This is a genomic window from Sinorhizobium alkalisoli, from assembly GCF_008932245.1.
Lineage (GTDB): Bacteria > Pseudomonadota > Alphaproteobacteria > Rhizobiales > Rhizobiaceae > Sinorhizobium > Sinorhizobium alkalisoli.
This window is the reverse complement of record NZ_CP034910.1, coordinates 437,199-458,111: the sequence shown is the minus strand read 5'-3', so window position 1 is coordinate 458,111 and position 20,913 is coordinate 437,199. Positions and strand designations below refer to the sequence as shown.

Annotated in this window: 20 protein-coding genes and 1 pseudogene; 15 read left to right on the top strand and 6 right to left on the bottom strand. The window is 63.1% G+C overall.

Annotated features, from left to right (window positions below):
• The first annotated feature begins 83 nt into the window (after positions 1-83).
• The 3 genes from repA (at position 84) to repC (ending at position 3,740) form a co-directional block, all read left to right on the top strand.
• On the top strand, positions 84-1,280 hold the full coding sequence (gene repA, locus EKH55_RS19790) for a plasmid partitioning protein RepA (RefSeq protein ID WP_151612652.1): 1,197 nt from the start codon (positions 84-86) through the stop codon (positions 1,278-1,280).
• A 3-nt stretch (positions 1,281-1,283) separates the two neighbouring features.
• A complete protein-coding gene (gene repB, locus EKH55_RS19785) occupies positions 1,284-2,288 on the top strand; it encodes a plasmid partitioning protein RepB (RefSeq protein WP_069457667.1) in 1,005 nt (334 codons plus the stop codon).
• Between the two features lie 156 nt (positions 2,289-2,444).
• Positions 2,445-3,740, top strand: coding sequence for a plasmid replication protein RepC (repC, locus tag EKH55_RS19780; RefSeq protein WP_151612650.1), 1,296 nt, complete (start codon positions 2,445-2,447; stop codon positions 3,738-3,740).
• A gap of 594 nt (positions 3,741-4,334) precedes the next feature.
• On the opposite strand, the gene EKH55_RS19775 is transcribed toward repC, so the two are convergent.
• Positions 4,335-5,174 (bottom strand): glycosyl transferase, encoded by an 840-nt coding sequence (locus tag EKH55_RS19775; protein ID WP_151612648.1) that lies wholly within the window; start codon positions 5,172-5,174, stop codon positions 4,335-4,337.
• Positions 5,175-5,657: 483 nt separating this feature from the next.
• Between EKH55_RS19775 and EKH55_RS19770 the strand changes: the two genes are divergently transcribed.
• Positions 5,658-6,812 carry an RHE_PE00001 family protein gene (locus tag EKH55_RS19770; RefSeq protein ID WP_151612646.1) on the top strand — a complete coding sequence of 385 codons (1,155 nt, stop codon included), beginning with the start codon at positions 5,658-5,660 and terminating at the stop codon, positions 6,810-6,812.
• A 138-nt stretch (positions 6,813-6,950) separates the two neighbouring features.
• On the opposite strand, the gene EKH55_RS19765 is transcribed toward EKH55_RS19770, so the two are convergent.
• Positions 6,951-7,646, bottom strand: a complete 696-nt coding sequence (locus tag EKH55_RS19765) for a GntR family transcriptional regulator (protein ID WP_151613887.1) — start codon at positions 7,644-7,646, stop codon at positions 6,951-6,953.
• A 304-nt stretch (positions 7,647-7,950) separates the two neighbouring features.
• On the opposite strand from EKH55_RS19765, the gene EKH55_RS19760 reads away from it, so the two are divergent.
• From EKH55_RS19760 to EKH55_RS19715, 10 genes are all read left to right on the top strand, one after another.
• Positions 7,951-8,553 (top strand): amino acid synthesis family protein, encoded by a 603-nt coding sequence (locus EKH55_RS19760; protein WP_151612644.1) that lies wholly within the window; start codon positions 7,951-7,953, stop codon positions 8,551-8,553.
• A 16-nt stretch (positions 8,554-8,569) separates the two neighbouring features.
• Positions 8,570-9,403: an alpha/beta fold hydrolase gene (locus EKH55_RS19755; protein WP_151612642.1), complete on the top strand. Its 834-nt coding sequence runs from the start codon at positions 8,570-8,572 to the stop codon at positions 9,401-9,403.
• Entirely contained in the window at positions 9,394-10,329 is a 936-nt protein-coding gene (locus EKH55_RS19750) for a flavin reductase family protein (protein WP_151612640.1), read from the top strand. The genes EKH55_RS19755 and EKH55_RS19750 overlap by 10 nt, the downstream gene beginning before the upstream one ends.
• A complete protein-coding gene (locus EKH55_RS19745) occupies positions 10,326-11,366 on the top strand; it encodes an LLM class flavin-dependent oxidoreductase (protein WP_151612638.1) in 1,041 nt (346 codons plus the stop codon). Before EKH55_RS19750 ends, EKH55_RS19745 begins: the two co-directional genes overlap by 4 nt.
• Positions 11,367-11,371: 5 nt before the next feature.
• Positions 11,372-12,835, top strand: a complete 1,464-nt coding sequence (locus EKH55_RS19740) for an aldehyde dehydrogenase (protein WP_151612636.1) — start codon at positions 11,372-11,374, stop codon at positions 12,833-12,835.
• A 5-nt stretch (positions 12,836-12,840) separates the two neighbouring features.
• Positions 12,841-13,167, top strand: coding sequence for an NIPSNAP family protein (locus EKH55_RS19735; RefSeq protein WP_151612634.1), 327 nt, complete (start codon positions 12,841-12,843; stop codon positions 13,165-13,167).
• 39 nt (positions 13,168-13,206) lie between these two features.
• The gene (locus EKH55_RS19730) at positions 13,207-14,217 is read left to right on the top strand and encodes an ABC transporter substrate-binding protein (RefSeq protein ID WP_151612632.1); all 1,011 of its coding nucleotides are present in this window, start codon (positions 13,207-13,209) and stop codon (positions 14,215-14,217) included.
• 118 nt (positions 14,218-14,335) lie between these two features.
• Positions 14,336-15,211, top strand: coding sequence for an ABC transporter permease (locus tag EKH55_RS19725; protein ID WP_151612630.1), 876 nt, complete (start codon positions 14,336-14,338; stop codon positions 15,209-15,211).
• A 1-nt stretch (position 15,212) separates the two neighbouring features.
• Complete coding sequence (locus EKH55_RS19720) at positions 15,213-16,013, top strand: ABC transporter permease (protein WP_151612628.1); 801 nt, start codon at positions 15,213-15,215, stop codon at positions 16,011-16,013.
• Positions 16,010-17,089 carry an ABC transporter ATP-binding protein gene (locus EKH55_RS19715; RefSeq protein ID WP_151612626.1) on the top strand — a complete coding sequence of 360 codons (1,080 nt, stop codon included), beginning with the start codon at positions 16,010-16,012 and terminating at the stop codon, positions 17,087-17,089. The genes EKH55_RS19720 and EKH55_RS19715 overlap by 4 nt, the downstream gene beginning before the upstream one ends.
• Before the next feature lie 66 nt (positions 17,090-17,155).
• Here the strand turns inward: EKH55_RS19715 and EKH55_RS30175 are convergent, their stop codons facing one another.
• From EKH55_RS30175 to EKH55_RS19705, 3 genes and pseudogenes are all read right to left on the bottom strand, one after another.
• Positions 17,156-17,293: a hypothetical protein gene (locus EKH55_RS30175; RefSeq protein WP_345790241.1), complete on the bottom strand. Its 138-nt coding sequence runs from the start codon at positions 17,291-17,293 to the stop codon at positions 17,156-17,158.
• A gap of 121 nt (positions 17,294-17,414) precedes the next feature.
• Positions 17,415-18,755, bottom strand: coding sequence for a copper resistance CopC/CopD family protein (locus tag EKH55_RS30305; protein ID WP_427915863.1), 1,341 nt, complete (start codon positions 18,753-18,755; stop codon positions 17,415-17,417).
• 31 nt (positions 18,756-18,786) lie between these two features.
• Positions 18,787-19,175, bottom strand: a pseudogene (locus tag EKH55_RS19705) (YcnI family copper-binding membrane protein); the annotation flags it as partial.
• A gap of 314 nt (positions 19,176-19,489) precedes the next feature.
• Between EKH55_RS19705 and greA the strand changes: the two are divergent.
• Entirely contained in the window at positions 19,490-19,972 is a 483-nt protein-coding gene (gene greA / locus EKH55_RS19695; RefSeq protein WP_069457673.1) for a transcription elongation factor GreA, read from the top strand.
• A gap of 55 nt (positions 19,973-20,027) precedes the next feature.
• Here greA and EKH55_RS19690 read toward each other — a convergent pair whose 3' ends face one another.
• Positions 20,028-20,894 (bottom strand): glycerophosphodiester phosphodiesterase, encoded by an 867-nt coding sequence (locus EKH55_RS19690; RefSeq protein ID WP_192803842.1) that lies wholly within the window; start codon positions 20,892-20,894, stop codon positions 20,028-20,030.
• Between the last annotated feature and the right edge of the window lie 19 nt (positions 20,895-20,913).

Genomic DNA, 20,913 nt, shown 5'->3' with positions numbered 1-20,913 from the left:
AAAATGGCAACGAATCGGCGCATAGTGTAACTGCGCAGATAGGTTGGTATTGGCGAGTTTTGCGCAGTTTTCCGGAGAATGAAATGTTGCAGCAGAGAATCCACGGTATCGATGAGCAGGAGCATCTGCCCTCCATGCTGGCTGCCGACGCCCGGGAACTCGCCCATCAACTGCAGGAACACCAAAAGAAGATCTTCTCCCCGACGGCGCAGAAAACCATGCGCCTGTTCGGCCCGGCGGAAGCCGCAGCCTTCATCGGAATCGGTGAGGGCTATCTGCGCCAGATCGCCTCAGAAGGCCATGGGCCGCAGCCCCTGTCAAACGGTCGCCGCATGTATGCGGTCGAGGACATCGAGCGCATCCGCCGCGTCCTCGACGAGGGCAGCAAGGCCGGCAAGTACCTCCCCCATCGCAGAGCCGGCGAGAAGCTTCAGGTCATCTCGGTGATGAATTTCAAGGGCGGCTCGGGCAAGACGACGACGGCGGCGCACCTCTCCCAATATCTGGCGCTCCGTGGCTATCGGGTGCTGGCGATCGATCTCGATCCGCAAGCGTCGCTCTCCGCCCTCTTCGGCCATCAGCCCGAGCTCGATGTCGGCGAGGCGGAAACCCTTTACGGTGCGATTCGCTACGAGAACCCGCGTCCTGTCGCCGATATCGTGCGCTCGACCTACACGACCAATCTTCATCTGATCCCCGGCAATCTCGAGCTGATGGAGTTCGAGCACGAGACGCCGAAGGCGATGATCGGCGGCTCGGCCGAAACATTGTTCTTCGCCCGTATCGGCGAGGTGCTGACCACGATCGAGAGCTTCTACGACATCGTCGTCATTGATTGCCCGCCGCAGCTCGGATTTCTCACCATGTCGGCGCTCTGCGCCGCCACCTCCGTGCTCATCACCGTGCATCCACAGATGCTCGACGTCATGTCGATGTCGCAGTTCCTGTCGATGACGAGCGAGCTCATGGCGGTCGTCGAAAAGGCCGGCGGGCGCACGAGCTACGACTGGATGCGCTACCTGGTGACACGTTTCGAGCCGAACGACGGTCCGCAGAGCCAGATGACCGGCTTCATGCGCGCGATCTTCGGCAATCGCATGCTTCTGAACGCCATGGTTAAATCGACCGCCATCTCGGATGCCGGCGTGACAAAACAGACGCTCTACGAGGTGGAGCGCTCGCAGTTCATCCGCGGCACTTATGACCGGGCGATGGAGTCGCTTTCGCTCGTCAATGCGGAGATCGAAGAGATGATCCGCAAAGTCTGGGGGAGGAAGTAAGCGATGGCGCGCAAGAACCTGATCGGGATCTCCGAAAGCGCGGCCGCCCCCATCGGCGCGGAGCGGCCGGCGATCGAGCGGCCGATTGCGGGGCATCAGCCGCCACAGCGCCCGAACGGCCTCGTCGGCGGCATCACGCGCTCGCTGTCGAACATCACCGAAAAAGTCGAGCGGGCCCAGGAACTTGAGCGCCGGCTCGCGGAAGGCCAGGCGATCGTCGAACTCAACCCATCGCTGATCGACGCCTCCTTCGTCGTCGACCGGTTGGCCGTGGACCCAGAAACACAGGCCGCCCTGGTTCAGCAGATCCGCGACCACGGACAACAGGTGCCGATCCTCGTCAGGCCGCATCCGACGATACCGGGCCGCTATCAGGTCGCCTACGGCCATCGGCGGCTTGCGGCGGTTCGCGAGATCGGCAGCAGGGTCAAGGCGGTCATCCGCGATTTGACCGACGAACAGCTCGTCATATCCCAGGGCCAGGAAAATAACGCCCGCACCGACCTGTCCTTCATCGAGCGTGCTCTTTTCGCCACCCGGCTCGAGGATCGCGGCTTCCTGCGCGACACCATCATGTCGGCGCTGGGCGTCGACAAGGCGGCGCTGTCGAAGATGATTGCGGTCGTGCGCCGCTTGCCGCTTGAAATCATCGAGGCCATCGGTGCAGCGCCCTCGTTCGGACGCAGGCGCTGGATGGAGCTCGCCGACCTTCTCGAGCGCGAAGGCAACGGGACGAAGGCACTTGCCGACGTGCGGCTGCCAGCGTTCCACGCGTTGAACAGCGATCAGCGCTTCGAGAAGCTCTTCGCGTCACTCAGCGCCGCCAAGGCGCGGACAAGGACGGAAACCTGGCTTGCCCCCGATCGTGTGCGCGCGGTGCGAATCCGCGAAACCGATGCAGAGACGACTCTTGCCTTCAGCAAGAGGGCGGCACCCGGTTTTGGCGATTTCGTGAGGCAGAGACTTGAGGCGCTCTACCTCGAATACCAACAGGAAACAGGAGACTAGGCAGAGCAAAAGAAAAAGGCTTCCGAACGACTAGCGCTGCGGAAACCCTTCTCTCGTGTAGCAACTTGAGATTCCCATTTCCGCGAATCACTGTCAAGCGTTTTTGACGTCGTCTCGGCGAACGGATTTCTTTTGCCTTGAAAAAGGTGAAGAAAAATGGAACGTGGAAATGTGACGACGCCCTTTGGGCGGCGGGCGATGACGTTTGGCATGCTCGCAAGTCAGATCACGGCCGGACGAGCCCAGCCGGCGCAGTCGATCGACAAATGGAAATTGTTTCGGACTCTCTGTGAGGCGAAGATGGTGATCGGCGTTTCCGATCGCTCGCTTGCCGTACTCAACGCGCTTTTGAGCTTCTATCCAGGCGCCGAGCTTTCCCGGGACAGCGGTCTCGTCGTCTTCCCATCGAATGCGCAGCTTTCGCTCCGCACCCATGGTATGGCCGAAACGACTCTGCGGCGACATCTGGCCTGCCTGGTGGAAACCGGGCTGATCATTCGGCGCGACAGCCCAAACGGCAAGCGCTATGCCCGCCGGAGCCGCAACGGATCGATCGGCGAGGCCTTCGGCTTCGATCTTTCGCCGCTCCTGGCGCGGGCAGGGGAGTTCAAGGCGGCAGCCGCCGAGATTGCAGCCGAACAGCAGCACCTCCGGCTCATGCGCGAGCGCCTGAGCCTCTGCCGCCGCGATGTCCTCAAACTGATCGAACTCGCGCTTGAGAGCGCCCCCGATGACGGCTGGCAATCCTTTAGCGACCGTTTCGAGGCGCTCATGGCCGGACTTCCGCGCAAGGCTTCTGCGGCCACACTCGAAACAGTTCTCACAAAACTGTCGTCGCTCCGGGAGGAGCTTAGCAATCGATTGGAAACATTGCTTAATTTACCAAAAACGGATGCCAATGATCGCCAGAATGGCTGCCACATACAGAATTCACAACCAGATTCCCAATCTGAATCTGAACAGCGCTTGGGACGAGGGGAGGGAGCAGCGAGCGACGAGAACCAAACCAAGAGCGCCGCAGCGGCTTGTGGTGAGGGCGCATCCGCACCAACGGCGCGGCCGAGCCATGACCCGGGGCCGAAGCTCCGGCCGACCGAGCGGATTACCCGTGACATTCTCCTGCCAGCCGTTCTGCACGCTTGTCCGCAGATCGCCGACTACGCACCATCCGGTCGCGTCTCGAACTGGAAGGATCTGATGACGGCGGCCATCGTCGTCAGAACCATGTTGAACGTGAGCACCGACGCCTATGAGGATGCCTGCGCCGTACTCGGCTACGAGAATACGGCAGCCGTAATTGCCTGCATCCTCGAGCGAGCCGACCGGATCAATTCGCCCGGCGGCTATCTCAGGGATCTCACGCGACGGGCAAGGCTGCAGTCCTTTTCGATCGCGCCGATGGTCGGCGCACTCAGCCGCGCCCGACGGGAGGCAACGCTGACGGTGACCTGATCTGCCCCGTCCGACAAACGTGTCCTTTCATTCTCGCAGCCTCGGTCCCGCCGTGCGTCGCCATGCGGGCACCGCTGCAGGTCGGCTGTGGAGAATGGGCAAGCTTGGCGTGCGGACGTTGATTTGCGACGGGAAATCGCGGAAACTATGACCTTGTCGGATTCGCGAATTGCCGGCCCGCTATCTCTTTCTTTACAATTTCGCGACTATCTTAAACCATTGGAAAAAGGGCATTGTTCCGACAATGCGGAAGCTATCCCGCCGATAATTTCCGTCACTTGGACGATTGAAATAGATCGTTGCTTCAGCGGCGTATGGTCCAACAAGGTGCCACTGTTTCGGGTTGCCGGAATCACCGCAGCTGGCGACTACAAGTGCAGCGCCCGAACAGGTCTTATCACGTCGCGGAGAGGTCGGGACTGAGCGTGTTGACAGCTGTCAACCGACGATCCGAAGCACTGCAACGATCGGTTGGAGTATGCCTTTTGGAGCCAAAACGCCCGCCCTCGCGATCGGCGGCGATTTCCCATCCTTGTTGAATCGGACAATCGGAACATGGCGGTGCGGGCGCGGTTGACAGCTGTCAACAACCTTTCATTCGCGCCAATGCTCTGCGACCCACGGCGTCGGTAGAATGTAATGCCGCAAATAGCGCAGCGGGTTTTTCTCCCGCCGGTTCGACGAAAGCAGTCCGCGGACGTGGTCGAGCGGCGCCATTGCACGGCCCTTATGGCCATATCGCCCGTCGATGGCGTGCTGCGGCAGCAGCCCTCGTGGAAAGAGCACCACCCGAGCATCGGCCGGCAGTCGCGGCGCGAGCCAGTAATTCAGCGGAAACGGCCAGCGGCAGTCCTGGCGGAAGTGCAGGACGTAGCGCCGGGGAAAGAGCTTCGCACCACCCGGAGCATTGCGCGTGACGAATCTCTGCTCGAATTCGTATTCGTCCGCGACACCCTGCGGGTCGGCCCGGAATTTGTGCTGCAGCGGTTCGAGCTTGCCGACCGGAAAGCGGAACACCGAAGTCTGGCCGAGCCGCTCCAGCGGCGTCGTCTGATTTCTGGCAAGAACCACATCGTCCGGTCCGCCGACCTCGAAGAAGCCGTCGAGCGATCCGACGATCACGACGTCAAGATCAAGAAACAACACCGGTCCTTCGAGGCTTCCGAGCTTCGCTCCCCAGAGCCGTGCCTTGGGCCAGATCCCCTTCGTGTTTTCCGGCATCTTCGCGATCTCGAGCGGCGGCAGATCCTCGCAGAGAATTTCCGCGCGCAGATCGTCGCGATTGTCAGTGAAGCAGGTGAAGGTAAAGGGCGGCGTGATGTTGCGGGCCACCATGGCATAGAGCCTGTTGATGAAGGGGGCACCGTATTTTGTGCCCCAATTGATGCAGATCACCTGCTTGACGCCACCGCTTGCCGCCAGAACGCTTGTCATCGTCGTCGCTTTCTACACCACCGGCCCGCTAAAAACCGTCCGAAAAATGCGGGCGGTTCTTGCCGGCAAGATCGCCAGGAGGCGAGGTCGGCGGAAGGATATTGGATGCGCTGTTTCAATTCCGTGCGTCTTAAAGCAGGAAGCAGGGCACCTGGCAAGCAAGGAGCGGGGTGGCGAGGCGTGCGACGAAACGGACGGCCAAGACGACGTAACCAAGCCCCGGGGTTGTCGCTGACCATAGGTGACGAGGCGTTGCCGGTTGACAGCTGTCAACAATTGGGTGCCGAGCAGGGCCGGGCGCCTAGAAGCCCGGAGCATTTCGGCGAGATCGACCCGGACATGGCCGGTCGCCATTTCCGGGTCACTGCCGCCCGGATGGCGATGCGCGCGGCGCGATATTCCGGTGGGCAACTCCCGCAGTGCCTGTGACGGAACGGAAACGCGTGCTACCTTCCGTTTCGCCGCCGAAGCTCAACTGTCCAAATGAGATACGAAATCCTCGATCCGCTGCATCCAAGCCTCCTTCCTGCCCTGATCGCGGCGGAGGACGGGCTTGCGCGTCTCGACGAGCGGGCCGCACGCCACGCGGTCGCCGAGGGCTTTCGCGAACGCGGACAGTTCTTCGATGCCGTTGCCGCTCTCTGGGTCGCAGGCGAACTGGTGCATGTCGAGGATCTCGTTCTACACGATTCGCATATGGATGCGCGAGCGCCGTCCCATGAGCTGACGATTGCCCATGCCGTGCTGCGGGCGCGGCGGCGGCTGGAATTGGCGGAGCCCGGATGGGCGCTGTCGGGCAACGGTCTCGATGCGCTGCGGGGAGAGCAGGGCAGCAGCGCGGGAAAGGAAGGCGCGGATTTCGACGCCTGCCGCCAAGACGCGACGGGTTCGCCCGTGTTCGAGGATGAGTTTACGGAGGAAAACCCGCTCGCCGGCGAGTTTGCCGAACTCGATGCGGCGCTTGCGCGGTCGCAGCGGCTGCTGGCAAGCCACAGGGAGAGCCTCGTCGAGGCTGAACCAGCGTCGCAGCCGGCATTCAGGGATAGGCAGGAAGCCAAGGGACAGCTCGTCCTGCTCTTCGAGGAGGATTGGGACGAGGCCAGCCGGCTTGACGCCTGGCGCTCGGTCCTGGCAACGGCCGATCAAGTGCCGGCGACGCTGGGGGCCGCCATCCTTTTCGATGCCTGGGAGCGCATCGAGCCTTTGCGGCGCCAGCACTGGCTCGGATCGCTTCTCGTCGGGGCGTATCTCAGGTTTCGCGGCAAGGCGGCGTCGCATGTTCTTGCCTTCAACACGGGGCTGAAGACGATCCGCCATGATCGCCGGCGCTCGAAGGACAGGCTGACCCGTCTCAATGCCTTCCTCGAGGCGATGGCGGCAACGGCCGATCTCGGCCTCAAGGAACTCGACCGCCTGTCGCTCGCAAGGACGCAGATGGAGATCAGGATCAAGGACCGGCGCTCTAACAGCAATCTGCCGGGGCTGATCGAACTCGTTCTGTCGCGGCCGATCGTCTCGACCGCGCTGATTTCCCGCCAACTGGGCGTGACGCCGCGGGGCGCGCTCAACCTCGTGCGCGAGCTCGGACTACGCGAGATGACCGGCAGGGGCCGCTATCGCGGCTGGGGTGTGTTGTAAGACAGCGGGTTCCAACGCGCCAGCAAGGCCATTCAAGGAGACATGCAATCGGCATCGATCGGCAGGAGCTCTCGGGTGCTGAACCTTCGGCGTTGCCGCTGGCACGGAGACGATCCATTCTGCCGCACCGCAACGACATTATTCGTGCGTCTGCTGGGCCGCCAGAAGCGCCTCCGCGATCGCCGCTGCACGGGCGACATGGTCGAGGGCAGCCTTGTGGGCCGCATCGCCATCCCCTCTTTTGATGGCCTCGACGATGCGTTCCATCTGCGTCGGTCCTTCCACGTCGCGGTTCTCGGTCTTGATCGTCATGGAGCGCAGATGATTGATCCGGACGGTCAGAAGGTTCACGACGCCCCAGGCGACGTGCCGGCCGACCGCGGTGAACAGCGTCTGGTAGAAGGCATTGGTCTGGCCGAGAACGCCCGCCATGTCCTTCGCGGCATAGCTGAAACGTATGCTCATCAACGACGCTTCAAGGGCCTTGACGATGGCCGGGTCGCGGCGCTCGGCGCAGAGGCGCGCGGCCATTCCTTCCAGGGCGCCGCGGATCTCATATATCTGCTTTGCCTCATTGAGGTCCAGAAGCGCTACGATCGGCCCTTTGTTGTGCAAGTTGGCGACCAGCCCCTCGGATTCGAGATGCCGCAGCACTTCGCGGACGATCGTCCGGCTCACGCCCAGCTGGGTGCAGAGATCACGCTCCACAAGACGTTCGCCAGGCTTGAAATAGCCCTCTACGATCGCCTCTCGAACCTTTTCGAGCGCCAGTTCCCTGAGCGTTTTGGATGGACGCTCCACGCGTATGGGGGTTTCCCGCAAATCAGCGTTCATCATCTCACCTCGATCTCTGCTTCGATGCCCATGTATTACGGTGTGCCATAATACATACCGGCATACATTCTTCAAAGCAATTGCGGTGAGGCAGCCGAACACCGCCTCCCTCGCTTTCCGAAGCCGCTGCCGCAAGCGGTGCAATTCGCACAGCTATCGGCTGGCGAAACTCCGGGCAATCCCGCTTTTTGAGCCTAGCTGGGCCGTCCTTCGCCAGCGGCGCGGCTCCGTCCGCAAAGTTGAACTTGACGCGATAATATTATGGTATACCATAAGATCTAATAGCGCACAGGAAGGATGCCCGATGCCCGTACAGATCCGCAAGACGCTGCTCCAGACCGAGACGATCCTGTTCGAGGGAGGCAGGGCCGCCCCGCAGCCGTCGAAGCTGTTTTCGGCGCTGGCGGTGGTGAAAAACCCGTGGGCCGGGCGGGGCTTCGTCGAAGACCTCAAGCCGGAGATCCATGCGGCAGCACCCGTTCTCGGCGAGCTTCTGACCAGGATGATCATCGATGCCGCCGGCTCCGGCGAAGCGGTCGAAGCCTATGGCAAGGCTGCCGTCGTCGGGCTCGACGGCGAGACCGAGCATGCCTCGGCGCTGATCCATACGCTGCGCTTCGGCAATCATTATCGCCAGGCGGTCGGCGCCAAGTCATACCTTGCCTTCTGCAATACGCGCGGCCCCGCCAATGCCCCGGTCATGATCCCCCTGATGGACAAGCACGACGAGGGGCGCCGTTCGCACTATCTGACGATCCAGACCGCGATTCCCGACGCGCCGGCCGCCGATGAGATCGTCGTTGCCCTTGGCGCTTCGATCGGCGGACGACCTCACCATCGTATCGGCGACCGCTATCAGGATCTGAGGGATCTTGGTCAGGACGTCGCCAATCCGGCCGGCGTCTAAGGCGGCGGACACTCCGATGCACACGGTCACATCAAACGCGCCGGAGGCGGGCGGCGTCCCGCGCAGGACGACGGCGGGGGGTGCCGCTTATGTCGAAGCCGGCGACGGCGAGACGTTGATCCTCATCCACGGCGTCGGTATGCGGCTCGAGGCCTGGGCACCGCAGATCGAGGCCTTCGCAAAAACCCACCGCGTCATCGCGGTGGACATGCCCGGGCATGGCGGGAGCGAAAAGATCCCGGCCGGAAGCACGGTACGGGACTTCGTCGCCTGGTTCGGCCGCTTCCTCGACGACATGAGGATCGCGCATGCGAATGTCGCCGGGCATTCGATGGGGGCGCTCATTGCCGGCGGCGCCGCGGCAAGCTTTACCGACCGGATCATCCGTGTCGCCTACCTCAACGGCGTCTATCGCCGCGCCCCGGCGGCAAAGGCGGCAGTCCTGGCGCGCGCGGCGGCGATCCGCACAAGCGGCGTCGACACGGCCGGGCCGTTGCTCCGGTGGTTCGACGACGACCCGCAGAGCGAGCGGGCACGCGAACTCACCCGTGCATGGTTGGAGGGAGTCGACCCGGAGGGTTACGCGATCGCCTATGGCGCCTTTGCCACCGGCGAGGAGACCTATGCCGATTGCTGGCCCTCCGTCACTTGCCCCACCCTTTTCCTCACGGGCTCGCAAGACCCGAATTCGACGCCGGAAATGGCCAGGCAGATGGCGTCCCTGACGCCGAACGGATGGGCTCGCATCGTCGACGGCCACCGACATATGGTCAATCTCACCGCGCCGGAGACCGTCAATGCACTGATGGCGGAATGGCTGACCTGCAGGGAGAAGCCGGTATGCGTGTAGAGGAATTCGATCCGAGAGCCTTGCGTGACGCGTTCGGCGCGTTTGCGACCGGTGTCACGGTGGTGACGGCGAACGATGCGGCGGGCAGGCCGATCGGCTTCACGGCCAATTCCTTCACATCGGTCTCGCTGGACCCGCCGCTGCTGCTCGTCTGCCTTGCCAGGACTTCGCTCAATTATGCGACGATGACCGGCGCCAGGCGCTTCGCCGTCAACATCCTGTCCGAGACGCAGAAGGACGTCTCGAACACCTTCGCCCGACCTGTGGAGGATCGCTTCGCCGCCGTCGATTGGCGGAAGGGGCCGAATGGCTGCCCAATTTTCTCGCAGGTGGCCGCCTGGTTCGAATGTGCGATGCAGGACCTCATCGAGGCCGGCGATCATGTCATCATGATCGGGCGCGTCACCGCCTTTGAAAACAGCGGCCTGAATGGCCTCGGCTATGCCCGCGGCGGCTATTTCACGCCGAGGCTCGCAGGCAAGGCCGTTTCCGCCGCCGTCGGGGGCGAAATTCGCCTCGGCGCTGTGCTCGAGCAGCACGGCTCGGTCTATCTCCTGGGCGAGGAAACGCTGTCGATCCCGAGTTGCACCGTGGAAGGCGATGACCCCGCCCGGACGCTGGCGGCGCATCTCCAACAATTGACCGGGCTCACCGTCACCATCGGCTTTCTCTATTCGGTCTACGAAGACAAGAGCGATGCTCGGCAGCACATCGTCTATCACGCGCTTGCAGGCGATGGCGTACCGCGGGAGGGCCGGTTTTTCGGGCCGGACGCCGCTGCGGCGGCGAAATTCAAGAATCCCGCGACCGCCGACATCGTCAACCGTTTCCTTTCCGAAAGCACGATCGGCAATTTCGGCATGTATTTCGGTGACGAGACCGGCGGCACGGTCCATCCGATCGCGAAGAAGGACGCACGCTCATGAAATTCTCGCTCTTCGTTCACATGGAGCGTCTGAACGCCTCGCAGGACCACAAGACCCTCTACGAAGAATTCGTCACGCTTTGCGAGATCGCCGACAAGGGCGGCATGCATGCGATCTGGACTGGCGAACATCACGGAATGGAGTTCACCATTGCACCGAACCCCTTCGTTACCATTGCCGATCTTGCCCGCCGCACCAAGACCGTGCGGCTCGGAACCGGCACGGTGATCGCTCCGTTCTGGCATCCGATCAAGCTTGCCGGCGAAGCTGCCATGACGGATCTGATCTGCGATGGCCGCCTCGATGTCGGGATTGCCCGCGGCGCCTATTCCTTCGAGTACGAGCGGCTGTTGCCGGGCCTCGATGCCTGGAGTGCCGGGCAGCGCATGCGTGAGCTCATTCCGGCGGTGAAGGGGATATGGGCGGGCGACTATGCCCATGACAGCGAGTTTTGGAAATTCCCCGCCACGACCTCGTCACCGAAGCCGTTGCAGAAGCCCCATCCGCCGATATGGGTTGCCGCACGCGATCCGAATTCGCACGAATTCGCCGTAGCGAACGGCTGCAATGTGCAGGTGACGCCGCTCTGGCAGAACGACGACGAGGTGCGGACCCTGATGGGCCGGTTCAACGATGCCTGCGCCAAGAGCCCCGAGGTCGAGCGGCCGAAGATCATGCTGCTGCGCCACACCTATGTCGGCTCCGACGAGGCGGATATCGCACAGGCGGCTCATGAGATGAGCGTCTACTACAATTACTTCTTCGCCTGGTTCAAGAACGAAAGGCCGATCACACAAGGTCTGATCGAGCGGATTGCGGATGAGGAAATCGCCGCCAACGCCATGCTTTCGGCCGAGGTGATGCGGCGCAACAATGTCGTCGGCGCAGCCGACGAGGTCATCGCTCGCCTCAAGAACTACGAGGCGATGGGCTATGACGAATACTCCTTCTGGATCGACACGGGCATGGCGTTCGCGCGCAAGAAGGCTTCGCTCGAACGCTTCATCGCCGAGGTCATGCCGGCATTTGCGGAGTAGGGCACATGCAGCGCTTCCAGTGTTACATCGATGGCGAATTCGCGGACGGCGAAGCCCGGTTCGAAAGCATCGACCCCGCCACCGGCCTTGCCTGGGCGGAGATGCCTGAGGCACGGGAAGCGGACGTCGATCGGGCCGTCGAGGCTGCCCGCAACGCCCTTCATGACGGGCCGTGGGCGAAACTTTCCGCGTCCGAGCGAGGCAAGCTGCTCTACAAGCTTGCGGATCTCGTAGCCGGGAATGCCGGGAAACTTGCCGAGCTGGAGACCCGGGACACCGGCAAGATCATCCGCGAGACCTCGGCGCAGATCGCCTATGTCGCAGATTACTATCGCTATTACGCCGGGATCGCCGACAAGATCGAGGGTTCGCATCTGCCGATCGACAAGCCGGACATGGAGGTGTGGCTGCGCCGAGAACCGATCGGCGTCGTGGCGATGGTCGTGCCCTGGAACAGCCAGCTTTTCCTGTCGGCGGTGAAGATCGGTCCGGCGCTGGCGGCCGGCTGCACCATGGTGGTGAAGGCTTCGGAGGACGGGCCGGCGCCGCTTCTCGAATTTGCCCGGCTGGTGCACGAGGCGGGCTTTCCCGCCGGCGTCGTCAATATCATCACCGGCTTCGGCCCGTCCTGCGGCGCAGCACTCAGCCGTCATCCGCAGGTGGACCATATCGCCTTCACCGGCGGTCCCGAGACCGCGCGGCATGTGGTGCGCAATTCGGCGGAAAATCTCGCCTCGACCTCGCTCGAACTCGGCGGCAAGTCTCCCTTCATCGTCTTCGCCGATGCCGATCTCGAAAGTGCCGCCAATGCGCAAGTCGCCGGGATTTTTGCCGCGACCGGCCAGAGCTGCGTCGCGGGCTCGCGGCTGATCGTCGAGAGAAGCGTCAAGGACCGCTTCCTCGCAATCCTCAAGGCCAAGGCTGACACGATCCGGATCGGCAGCCCGCTCGATATGGCGACGGAGGTCGGGCCGCTTGCCACCCAGCGGCAGCGCGCGCACATCGAGGCGCTGATCGCCCGCTCGCTTGCCAGCGGTGCCAAAGTGGTGACGGGGGCCAGCGCTCCCCAAGGCGACGGCTTCTATTATCGACCGACCATTCTCGATTGCGATGGCAGTGCGTCGCCGTCCCTCGACAACGAATTCTTCGGTCCGGTGCTGTCGGTTCTGTCCTTCGAGACCGAGGACGAGGCCCTGCGTCTCGCCAACGACACGCCCTACGGTCTCGCGGCCGGTGTCTTCACCCAGAATCTCACCCGGGCGCACCGGCTGATGAAGGGGATCCGCGCCGGGATCGTCTGGGTCAATACCTACCGGGCGGTCTCCCCGATCGCGCCCTTCGGCGGTTTCGGGCTTTCCGGTCACGGGCGCGAGGGCGGCCTCGCAGCCGCGCTCGACTATACGCGGACGAAGACCGTCTGGCTCCGGACCTCGGACGATCCGATCCCCGATCCCTTCGTGATGCGGTGACGGCGATGTTCTACGAGATCCGCACCTATCGGCTGAAGAACGGCGCGATCCCCGCCTACCTGAAGGTGGTGGAGGAAGAAGGGATTGCCATTCAGAGGAAGCATCTCGGCGAACTCGTCGCCTACTTCTTTTCCGAGATCGGGCCCATCAACGAGATCGTCCACATCTGGGCCTATTCGAGCCTCGACGACCGTGAGAGACGCCGGGCTGCACTTATGGACGACCCGGATTGGCGGGCCTTCCTCCCCAAGATAGGCGATCTCATAGAAGTCGCGGAAAACAAGATCATGAAGGCGGCGCGCTTTTCGCCGATCAGCGGCAGCGCTCCATAGAACAACCAAGCAAGAACCGAAACCACGGAGCAAGGGAACATGAAGAAGTTATTCACTTTGGCGGCTGCCGCCGCGACCATCGCAACAGCCATGCCGGCGGCTGCCGCGGACCTTGTTTTCACGAGCTGGGGCGGCACGACCCAGGACGCGCAGAAGATCGCCTGGGCCGAGAAGTTCACCGAGAAGACCGGCATCAACGTGCTGCAGGATGGGCCGACCGACTACGGCAAGCTCAAGGCGATGGTCGAGGCGGGCGCCGTCACCTGGGATGTCGTCGACGTGGAGGGTGACTATGCGGCGCAGGCCGGCAAGAACGGCCTGCTCGAGAAGCTCGACTTCTCCGTCATCGACAAATCCAAGCTGGATCCGCGTTTCGTCACCGATTATTCGGTCGGCAGCTTCTATTATTCCTTCGTCATCGGCTGCAACAAGGATGCGGTCGACGGCTGCCCGAAGACCTGGGCAGACCTGTTCGACACCGAGAAATTCCCCGGCAAGCGGGCCTTCTACAAGTGGTCGGCGCCGGGCGTGATCGAGGCGGCACTGCTCGCCGACGGCGTGCCGGCGGATCAGCTCTACCCACTCGACCTCGACCGCGCCTTCAAGAAGCTCGACACAATCAAGCAGGACATCATCTGGTGGTCGGGCGGCGCGCAGTCGCAGCAGCTTCTCGCTTCCGCCGAGGCGCCCTTCGGCAGTCTCTGGAACGGCCGCATGACCGCGCTTGCCGAGAGCGGTATCAATGTCGAGACCTCCTGGGAGCAGAACATCACCGCCGCCGACTCGCTCGTCGTGCCGAAGGGCGCGAAGAACAAGGAAGCGGCGATGCAGTTCATCGCACTGGCCACTTCTGCCGAAGCGCAAGCCGACCTGGCCAAGGCGACCGGCTACGCGCCGACCAATCTCGACTCCCCGAAGCTGATGGATGCGGAATTGGCCAAGACGCTGCCGGACGCACAGACGGCGAACCAGGTGAATGCGGACATGAACTACTGGGCGGAAAATCGCGATGCGATCGGGGAGCGCTGGTACGCCTGGCAGACGGAGTAACCACCGGAAGGGGCCGGAAGGACGCGGCGGCGTTCTTCCGGTTGCTCTGGTGGCCTGAAGGCGGTGCGCAGTCCGTTTCAGACGGCGCCCTGACGCTTTAGGGGAAGGAGAGACAAGGATGGTAGCGCAAACCGAAACCGCGAGCGCAAAACACTATGCGCCCGTGCGCGCCCGGCGGCCGACCGACTTCGACCTGACACTGCCGGCGCTCGGCCTGCTGGCCCTGTTCTTCGTGCTGCCCGTCGCGATACTCTTGACGCGCAGCGTCACCGAGCCTGTGCCGGGGCTCGGCAACTATGCCGAGCTGCTGGGCTCCTCGACCTATTTGCGGGTATTCGCAAATACCTTCGCGGTTTCCGGTCTGGTCACGTTCATCTCGCTGCTGATCGGCTTTCCCGTTGCCTGGGCGCTCGCCATCATGCCGAGCCGCCTCGCTTCGGTCGTCTTCGCCATCCTGCTTCTGTCCATGTGGACGAACCTTCTTGCCCGCACCTATGCCTGGATGGTGCTGCTGCAGCGCACCGGCGTCATCAACAAGCTGCTGATCGGAATGGGGCTCATCGACCAGCCGCTTCCGCTCGTCAACAACCTGACCGGCGTGACGATCGGCATGACCTACATCATGCTGCCCTTCATCATCCTGCCGCTCTACGGCGTCATCCGGAAGATCGATCCGGCAATCCTCCAGGCGGCCGCACTCTGCGGCGCCAATCGCTGGCAGTCACTCGTGCGCGTCCTCTTACCGCTTGCGATGCCGGGCATGGCGGCCGGCGCGCTCATGGTCTTCGTGATGTCGCTCGGCTACTTCGTCACACCGGCGCTGCTCGGCGGCACTGCGAACATGATGCTTGCCGAACTGATCGCGCAATTCGTCCAGTCTCTCGTCAACTGGGGCATGGGCGGGGCGGCGGCCCTGGTGCTCCTGGTCGTCACGCTGGCGCTCTATGCCGTCCAGCTGCGCTTCTTCGGCACCGATCGCCTGGGAGGGCGCTGAGATGCTTTTGAACTTCGATCGCCTCGGCTGGTGGAAGCTCGTGCTCATCGGCATCACGCTCGCGACCACGGCCTTCCTGCTTCTGCCGATCCTGTTCATCGCGGCGCTGTCCTTCGGCTCGTCGCAATGGCTGATCTTTCCGCCTCCCGGCTGGACGCTCAAATGGTATCAGGAGCTTCTCGCCGATCCGCGCTGGCTCCAATCCGCCTGGACGAGCTTCCGGATCGCGATCATCGTCACCGTTCTCTCGGTTCTCCTCGGACTCGTCACATCCTTCGGCCTGACGCGCGGGCGGTTCCCCTTCCGGGAGGCGTTGAAGGCGCTTTTCCTGACGCCGATGATCCTGCCGGTGGTCGTGCTCGCGGTGGCGCTCTATGCATTCTTCCTGCAGATCGGGCTCAATGGAACCCTGACCGGCTTCGTCATTTCCCATCTCGTGCTGGCGCTACCCTTTTCGATCCTGTCGATTTCCAGTGCACTCGAGGGTTTCGACAAATCGATCGAGGATGCAGCCGTGCTTTGCGGTGCGTCTCCGCTGGAAGCCAGGATCCGGGTGACGCTGCCGGCGATCAGCCACGGCATTTTCTCCGCGGCGATCTTCTCCTTCCTGACCTCCTGGGACGAGGTGGTCGTCGCAATCTTCATGTCGAGCCCGACGCTTCAGACGCTTCCGGTGAAAATCTGGGCGACGCTGCGGCAGGATCTCACGCCGGTCGTCGCGGCGGCCTCGACGCTTCTCATCCTCTTGACGGTGCTCTTGATGCTGCTCGTTGCCGTCATTCGCAAAGGACTGAAATCATGAGTAAACCCTTCCTGCAAATCCGGGGCATCCGCAAGGAATACGGACCGGTGACGGCGGTGCAGGATGTCAATCTCGATCTGGCACAGGGGGAGTTCCTGACCTTTCTCGGGCCGTCGGGATCGGGCAAGAGCACGACGCTCTACATCCTGGCCGGCTTTGAGAACCCGACGCGCGGCGAGATCCTGCTCAATGGCGAGACGTTGCTGGCGACGCCGTCGCACAAGCGCAATATTGGCATGGTGTTCCAGCGCTATACGCTGTTTCCGCATCTTTCCGTCGGCGAAAACATCGCCTTTCCCTTGAAAGTCCGACGGCGGCCGAAGGCGGAGATCGATGCCAGGGTGCGCGCGATGCTGAAGCTCGTCCGGCTGGAGGGCTTCGAGGACCGCAAGCCTGCGCAGATGTCCGGCGGTCAACAGCAGCGCGTCGCCCTGGCGCGCGCGCTTGCCTATGACCCGCCCGTGCTGCTGATGGACGAGCCGCTCTCCGCGCTCGACAAGAAGCTGCGTGAGGAAATCCAGTACGAAATCCGTCGGATTCACCAGCAGACGGAAGTGACCATCCTCTATGTCACGCATGACCAGGAGGAAGCCCTTCGCCTTTCCGATCGCATTGCCGTCTTTTCGAAGGGCGTGATCGACCAGATCGGCACGGGGCCAGAGCTTTACACCAATCCCGCCACCCGCTTCGTGGCAGAATTTATCGGCGACAGCGACTTTCTGCCGTGCAATGTCGTCTCTGCGGCCAATGGCCGGGCCGAGATCGCGATCTGCGACAGCATGACCGTCTCGAACGTCCCCCTCCATGGGGCTGCATCCTCCGGAGCCAAGGCGGCACTCATGCTGAGGCCGGAGCGGCTGCTCCTGTCCAGGACTCGGTCCGAGGCGGCTTTGCCCGTCACGGTCAGCGACATCACCTTCCTCGGCAACAACGTCCATGTGGCCACCAAGACCAGCAAAGGCAACGATCTTTCCGTCCGCCTTCCATTCGGGCATGAAGCGATTTCCGGGCTCAATCGCGGCGATGCGGTCTGGCTGAAATTCGACGCCGCAGCGGCGCATGTCTTCGGTCAATGAAGGCGGAACTTCGAGCCATTCGGCGCCTTGCGGCCGGTTTGACATCATACGCTCAGTTCATTGCCCTCATGGCTGAATGTCGAGTTGTCCTTCGAGCCTTACCATGTCGAAGTCGCTGATCAGGATATCGACGCGGACACGCCAGGTGCCTGGGAGCGGGATGGCAATCCGGTCAATCCGCCAGTCCGATTCGCTGCGCCGCACGGCCGGTCGCCTGAACGGCTCAATGCCCGAATCGGCTTGGACAGGACGAGCGTCACCTCCTTGCGGAAGTCACCGGTGAGCACGCTGATCGAAACGTCGACGTCGCCGGCGCGTCCGGGCATCACCTGAACGAAGGCCATCGCCTTGCCGGTGTGGATATGCACCGTCGCAGGCTGAGCCGCGGCGGCGGCCAAGGCGCGCGGCGGCGGCGTGAAACGCCAGGACGCCGCGACCGGAAGATCAGCAGCACGATCGCCGTCTCGATGGCAATCGTGCGAACCAGCCGCGTGGTGGCGGGGCCATCGCGGCCAAAACCGGCGCGGTAAGGCTCCAGCGATTGATGGCGGCGAGCAGGAACAGCCCGGCGATGAGCCCCAATTTTACGACAAGGACGCGGCCATGGGCCGTATCGAAGAGAGCGTGAGATGACGATGGCCAGCGTAACCCCGGCGCCGACAAGGGCCGCGACCGCAAAGGGAACCATCGCAGAGAAGCGGCGCAATCCGGCGACCGCCGCCGGGTCAGCTCTTTTCAAAGCAAGACCCAGAGGCGCAAGCGCTCCCACCCAGAAGGCAATCGCCGCGGCGTGAACGAAGACCGCCGGGCGCATCAGCCATTGTGGCTGTGCCGCGGCCGCATGGCCGCTCAGCGACAACGCGAGCCCGGCGAGAATGAAGGCGAGGAACGAAGAAGGGCGCGAAATCGGCCCCTTGCCCGATAGGAGAGCCGCCGCGGCGATGGTGAAGGCGAGGACGGCGACGGCGACCGTATGGCCGAAGCTTGTCGCCATGGCCGTGGACCAGACAATGGGTTCGGCGATGCGCGCCACGGGTGCCGCCAGCGCATCGAGCCCTTGGAAACCGGCGGAAGCGAGAGCACCAAGAATGCCGATGCCGAGGGCGCCGCCGGCGACATTGCGGCCAGGCCGGGAGCCGCCGAGCAGCCAGACCGACGCGAACACGCCGCAGACGCCGATGAACAGGCCGATATAGAGTGCCACCTTCGAACCGAGGACGCCAGCGCGAACGGTCCGGTCGATCTCGTCCACGATCGGCGGAGGCGCGGCATCCGCCTCGTTGATGGAGAACACAACCGAACCGCCGACCGGGTGCCCGTCCGCCGAAATCACGCGCCAGCTCAGCACATGCGTCCCGCGGCCGAGGCCGGTCGGCGCAACGATCTCGACGGTCTTGTCCTTAACCTCGAAGCGCTCGAGCGGGATCGAGGAGCCGTCCGGCCGCACCAGCTTCAGCGATAGCGGCGACACCGGTTCGCTGAAGGCGATGGCATATCTTGACGGGGCCGTCTCGACGACGTCGCCGTCTTCGGGATTGCTCGAGGTGTACGACGCGTGCGCGGAAGCGACGGCGATCTGCGCGAGAACGCCGAACAGCGCAAGCGTCACCACCCTCGCAATGCGAGAGAGGGCCGCTGGCATGGCGAGGGTGAAGTGTCCTCTCATCGCGGTTACCGGAGCTGCCGATCGAGCTTGATCAGTGGGTGCCCGTCTTTTCAAGCAGGTTGATTCCCGGCGCCGGATATTCGAGATCATCGCTCGACTGCCCCCCGGCCGGAGTCTCGATCCGCCGCTCGGCGGCGCCATCCTGGCATTCCTGGACGACGGACAGATAAAGTGTTTTGCCGACGGGCAGGCTATCGGTCAGCAACGCTCGGAACACGAACTCGTCATAGTCTTCATCGGCGAGACTGCCACCCTTCCAGACGATCTCCTTCACGCCCTCATTCATTGGCGTGCCGTAATAGTCGTAGGATTTCTCGTAAGCCCCCTTGATCTTCTCCAGCGTCCAACCGGTTTCGGCATCGGCTTCGCCGCAATGACACCTTCCGGTGGCTGAACGCGCGCCGCGATCGTAGGCTTGCCCTACCCGGGACTGGTACACACTTCATTGTTCCATATCAACTACGGCGGAATCGGAGCGGGCTGCAGTTGTGCGGTATGGCCGAACGAGCGGTAATGAGCATATCGATGACGCCGGTAGAATTGCGGCGCAGCGCACCCGCTACATGAGGCTGGAAACCATCACCCAAATGAGCGATGATCCACTCATCAGCCTGCCAGCCGTGGCACGCTGGTCCTCCCGGCATAATCTTGGAGAGTGCGCGACCATCGCCGTCAGCTGTACCGTTCCGAGAGACACGATGGAGAGCGCACGGCGCTCATAAGGAGTCCGATCATTGAGTGTCGCCTTCACCAAGGAAGAAAGTGCCGAAACGGCTGCGGAAACTCTGTTGCCCGACCGTCCCGTCTCGCCTCATCCGAACCTCGTCACGGAAGCGGGATTGAAGGCTCTGAAATTGCAGTTCCAACAGGCGCGCCAAGCCTATGACGCTATCAGCACAATCGAAGATGTTAACGAGCGACGGCGGCAAGCGGCGAGCCCGTTGCGTGATCTGCGCTACTTTGCAGAAAGAATTCGCACGGCTCAGCTCGTTCCCGACCCGACTTCACTTGCCACTGTTGGCTTCGGGAGCACGGTAACCTTCAGCCGTGACGACGGACGGGTGCAGACGTATCGCATCGTTGGGGAGGATGAGGCGGATCCCAAGCGCGGAACCATTTCCTATGTGTCCCCGGTCGCGAGGCTGCTGATGGGCAGAGCTGTAGGGCACATTGTGAGCGTAGGCGATCAAGAGCTCGAAATCGTCGCCATCGGGTAGAGCGCTCCAAAAGCTTGCGGCTCTCGCAAGAGAAAAGTCCGGCAGGCGCCGGCGGTTAAAACGAAACAGCAGCAAAGATCGCACCCGGAGCGTCGGTCGTGACCTGGCGCACATTCGCTTCCATGAGTGTGCGGAGAATGGTGTCGATGCCGATCCGGCCCGGGTTGACCGTCCAGGCGTCTGTCTCGATGCCGAGATCCAAAAGACGCCTGGCGAGCGGGAAGCCTTGCCTCTCGGCGGCGAGGATGGCGTCGAAGCGGAGGTAGGCGAGGCTCACGCCCAGCCTGCGCCGCTCGATGTGGCGCAGGAGTCGCTCAGGTTCGCGAAGGGTCGGCTGGCGGGAGACCGCCAGCATCGGATCGTAGCCGAGCCTCGCTCCGGGAATGGCGGCGACGAGACGACGTGCATCGTCCAGATGATGGGATCCGACGATGATGGCGTCCCCGAGCCCGGCGACGGCCGCCGCCGCATCGGCGATCGCCGCATCCGGTAGCCTTTGTCCCTGGAGCAGCTTGAGGTCGAGCTGAAGGATGGCCGACGGCGCCCTCGGCAGCGTTCGTAGAGGCGCCACCAGTTCGGTGAGCGACAACACCGGTGCATCGGGATCCGGCGCGCCGGCGGCGTCCCGGTGGAAAAGCCCTCGCGTCGCCGCGATCGGCATGCGCGCAACATGGCCCCGGCCGGTCGTCGATGGACCGAGCGTTGCGTCGTGGAGAACAGCGAAGCGGCTGTCGGCGGTCGCGAGTAGATCGATCTCGAGGCTCGCGCCGAGCTGCCAGCCGAGGGCGAGGTTCGAGCGCTTGAAGGGCGCCTCGGTGAGGTGCCTGCGCAGTTTGTGCCACTTCAGTCGAACAGGGCCATGTGGCCCTTCAACTGCCACCGGCGTGTTCGATGTCCGGTCGCCCGTCTCGAAAGCTGTCACCGACGCGGACTCCTACCCT

Excerpts from the sequence above, each read along its gene's own strand:
- EKH55_RS30305 (WP_427915863.1), bottom strand. The coding sequence starts at position 18,755 with ATGAGAGGACACTTCACCCTCGCCATGCCAGCGGCCCTCTCTCGCATT.
- repB (WP_069457667.1), top strand. The coding sequence starts at position 1,284 with ATGGCGCGCAAGAACCTGATCGGGATCTCCGAAAGCGCGGCCGCCCCC.
- EKH55_RS19760 (WP_151612644.1), top strand. The coding sequence starts at position 7,951 with ATGCCCGTACAGATCCGCAAGACGCTGCTCCAGACCGAGACGATCCTG.
- EKH55_RS19755 (WP_151612642.1), top strand. The coding sequence starts at position 8,570 with ATGCACACGGTCACATCAAACGCGCCGGAGGCGGGCGGCGTCCCGCGC.
- EKH55_RS19735 (WP_151612634.1), top strand. The coding sequence starts at position 12,841 with ATGTTCTACGAGATCCGCACCTATCGGCTGAAGAACGGCGCGATCCCC.
- EKH55_RS19730 (WP_151612632.1), top strand. The coding sequence starts at position 13,207 with ATGAAGAAGTTATTCACTTTGGCGGCTGCCGCCGCGACCATCGCAACA.
- EKH55_RS19745 (WP_151612638.1), top strand. The coding sequence starts at position 10,326 with ATGAAATTCTCGCTCTTCGTTCACATGGAGCGTCTGAACGCCTCGCAG.
- EKH55_RS19775 (WP_151612648.1), bottom strand. The coding sequence starts at position 5,174 with ATGACAAGCGTTCTGGCGGCAAGCGGTGGCGTCAAGCAGGTGATCTGC.
- EKH55_RS19765 (WP_151613887.1), bottom strand. The coding sequence starts at position 7,646 with ATGAACGCTGATTTGCGGGAAACCCCCATACGCGTGGAGCGTCCATCC.
- EKH55_RS19740 (WP_151612636.1), top strand. The coding sequence starts at position 11,372 with ATGCAGCGCTTCCAGTGTTACATCGATGGCGAATTCGCGGACGGCGAA.
- EKH55_RS19715 (WP_151612626.1), top strand. The coding sequence starts at position 16,010 with ATGAGTAAACCCTTCCTGCAAATCCGGGGCATCCGCAAGGAATACGGA.
- repA (WP_151612652.1), top strand. The coding sequence starts at position 84 with ATGTTGCAGCAGAGAATCCACGGTATCGATGAGCAGGAGCATCTGCCC.
- EKH55_RS19720 (WP_151612628.1), top strand. The coding sequence starts at position 15,213 with ATGCTTTTGAACTTCGATCGCCTCGGCTGGTGGAAGCTCGTGCTCATC.
- repC (WP_151612650.1), top strand. The coding sequence starts at position 2,445 with ATGGAACGTGGAAATGTGACGACGCCCTTTGGGCGGCGGGCGATGACG.
- EKH55_RS19750 (WP_151612640.1), top strand. The coding sequence starts at position 9,394 with ATGCGTGTAGAGGAATTCGATCCGAGAGCCTTGCGTGACGCGTTCGGC.
- EKH55_RS19770 (WP_151612646.1), top strand. The coding sequence starts at position 5,658 with ATGAGATACGAAATCCTCGATCCGCTGCATCCAAGCCTCCTTCCTGCC.
- EKH55_RS19725 (WP_151612630.1), top strand. The coding sequence starts at position 14,336 with ATGGTAGCGCAAACCGAAACCGCGAGCGCAAAACACTATGCGCCCGTG.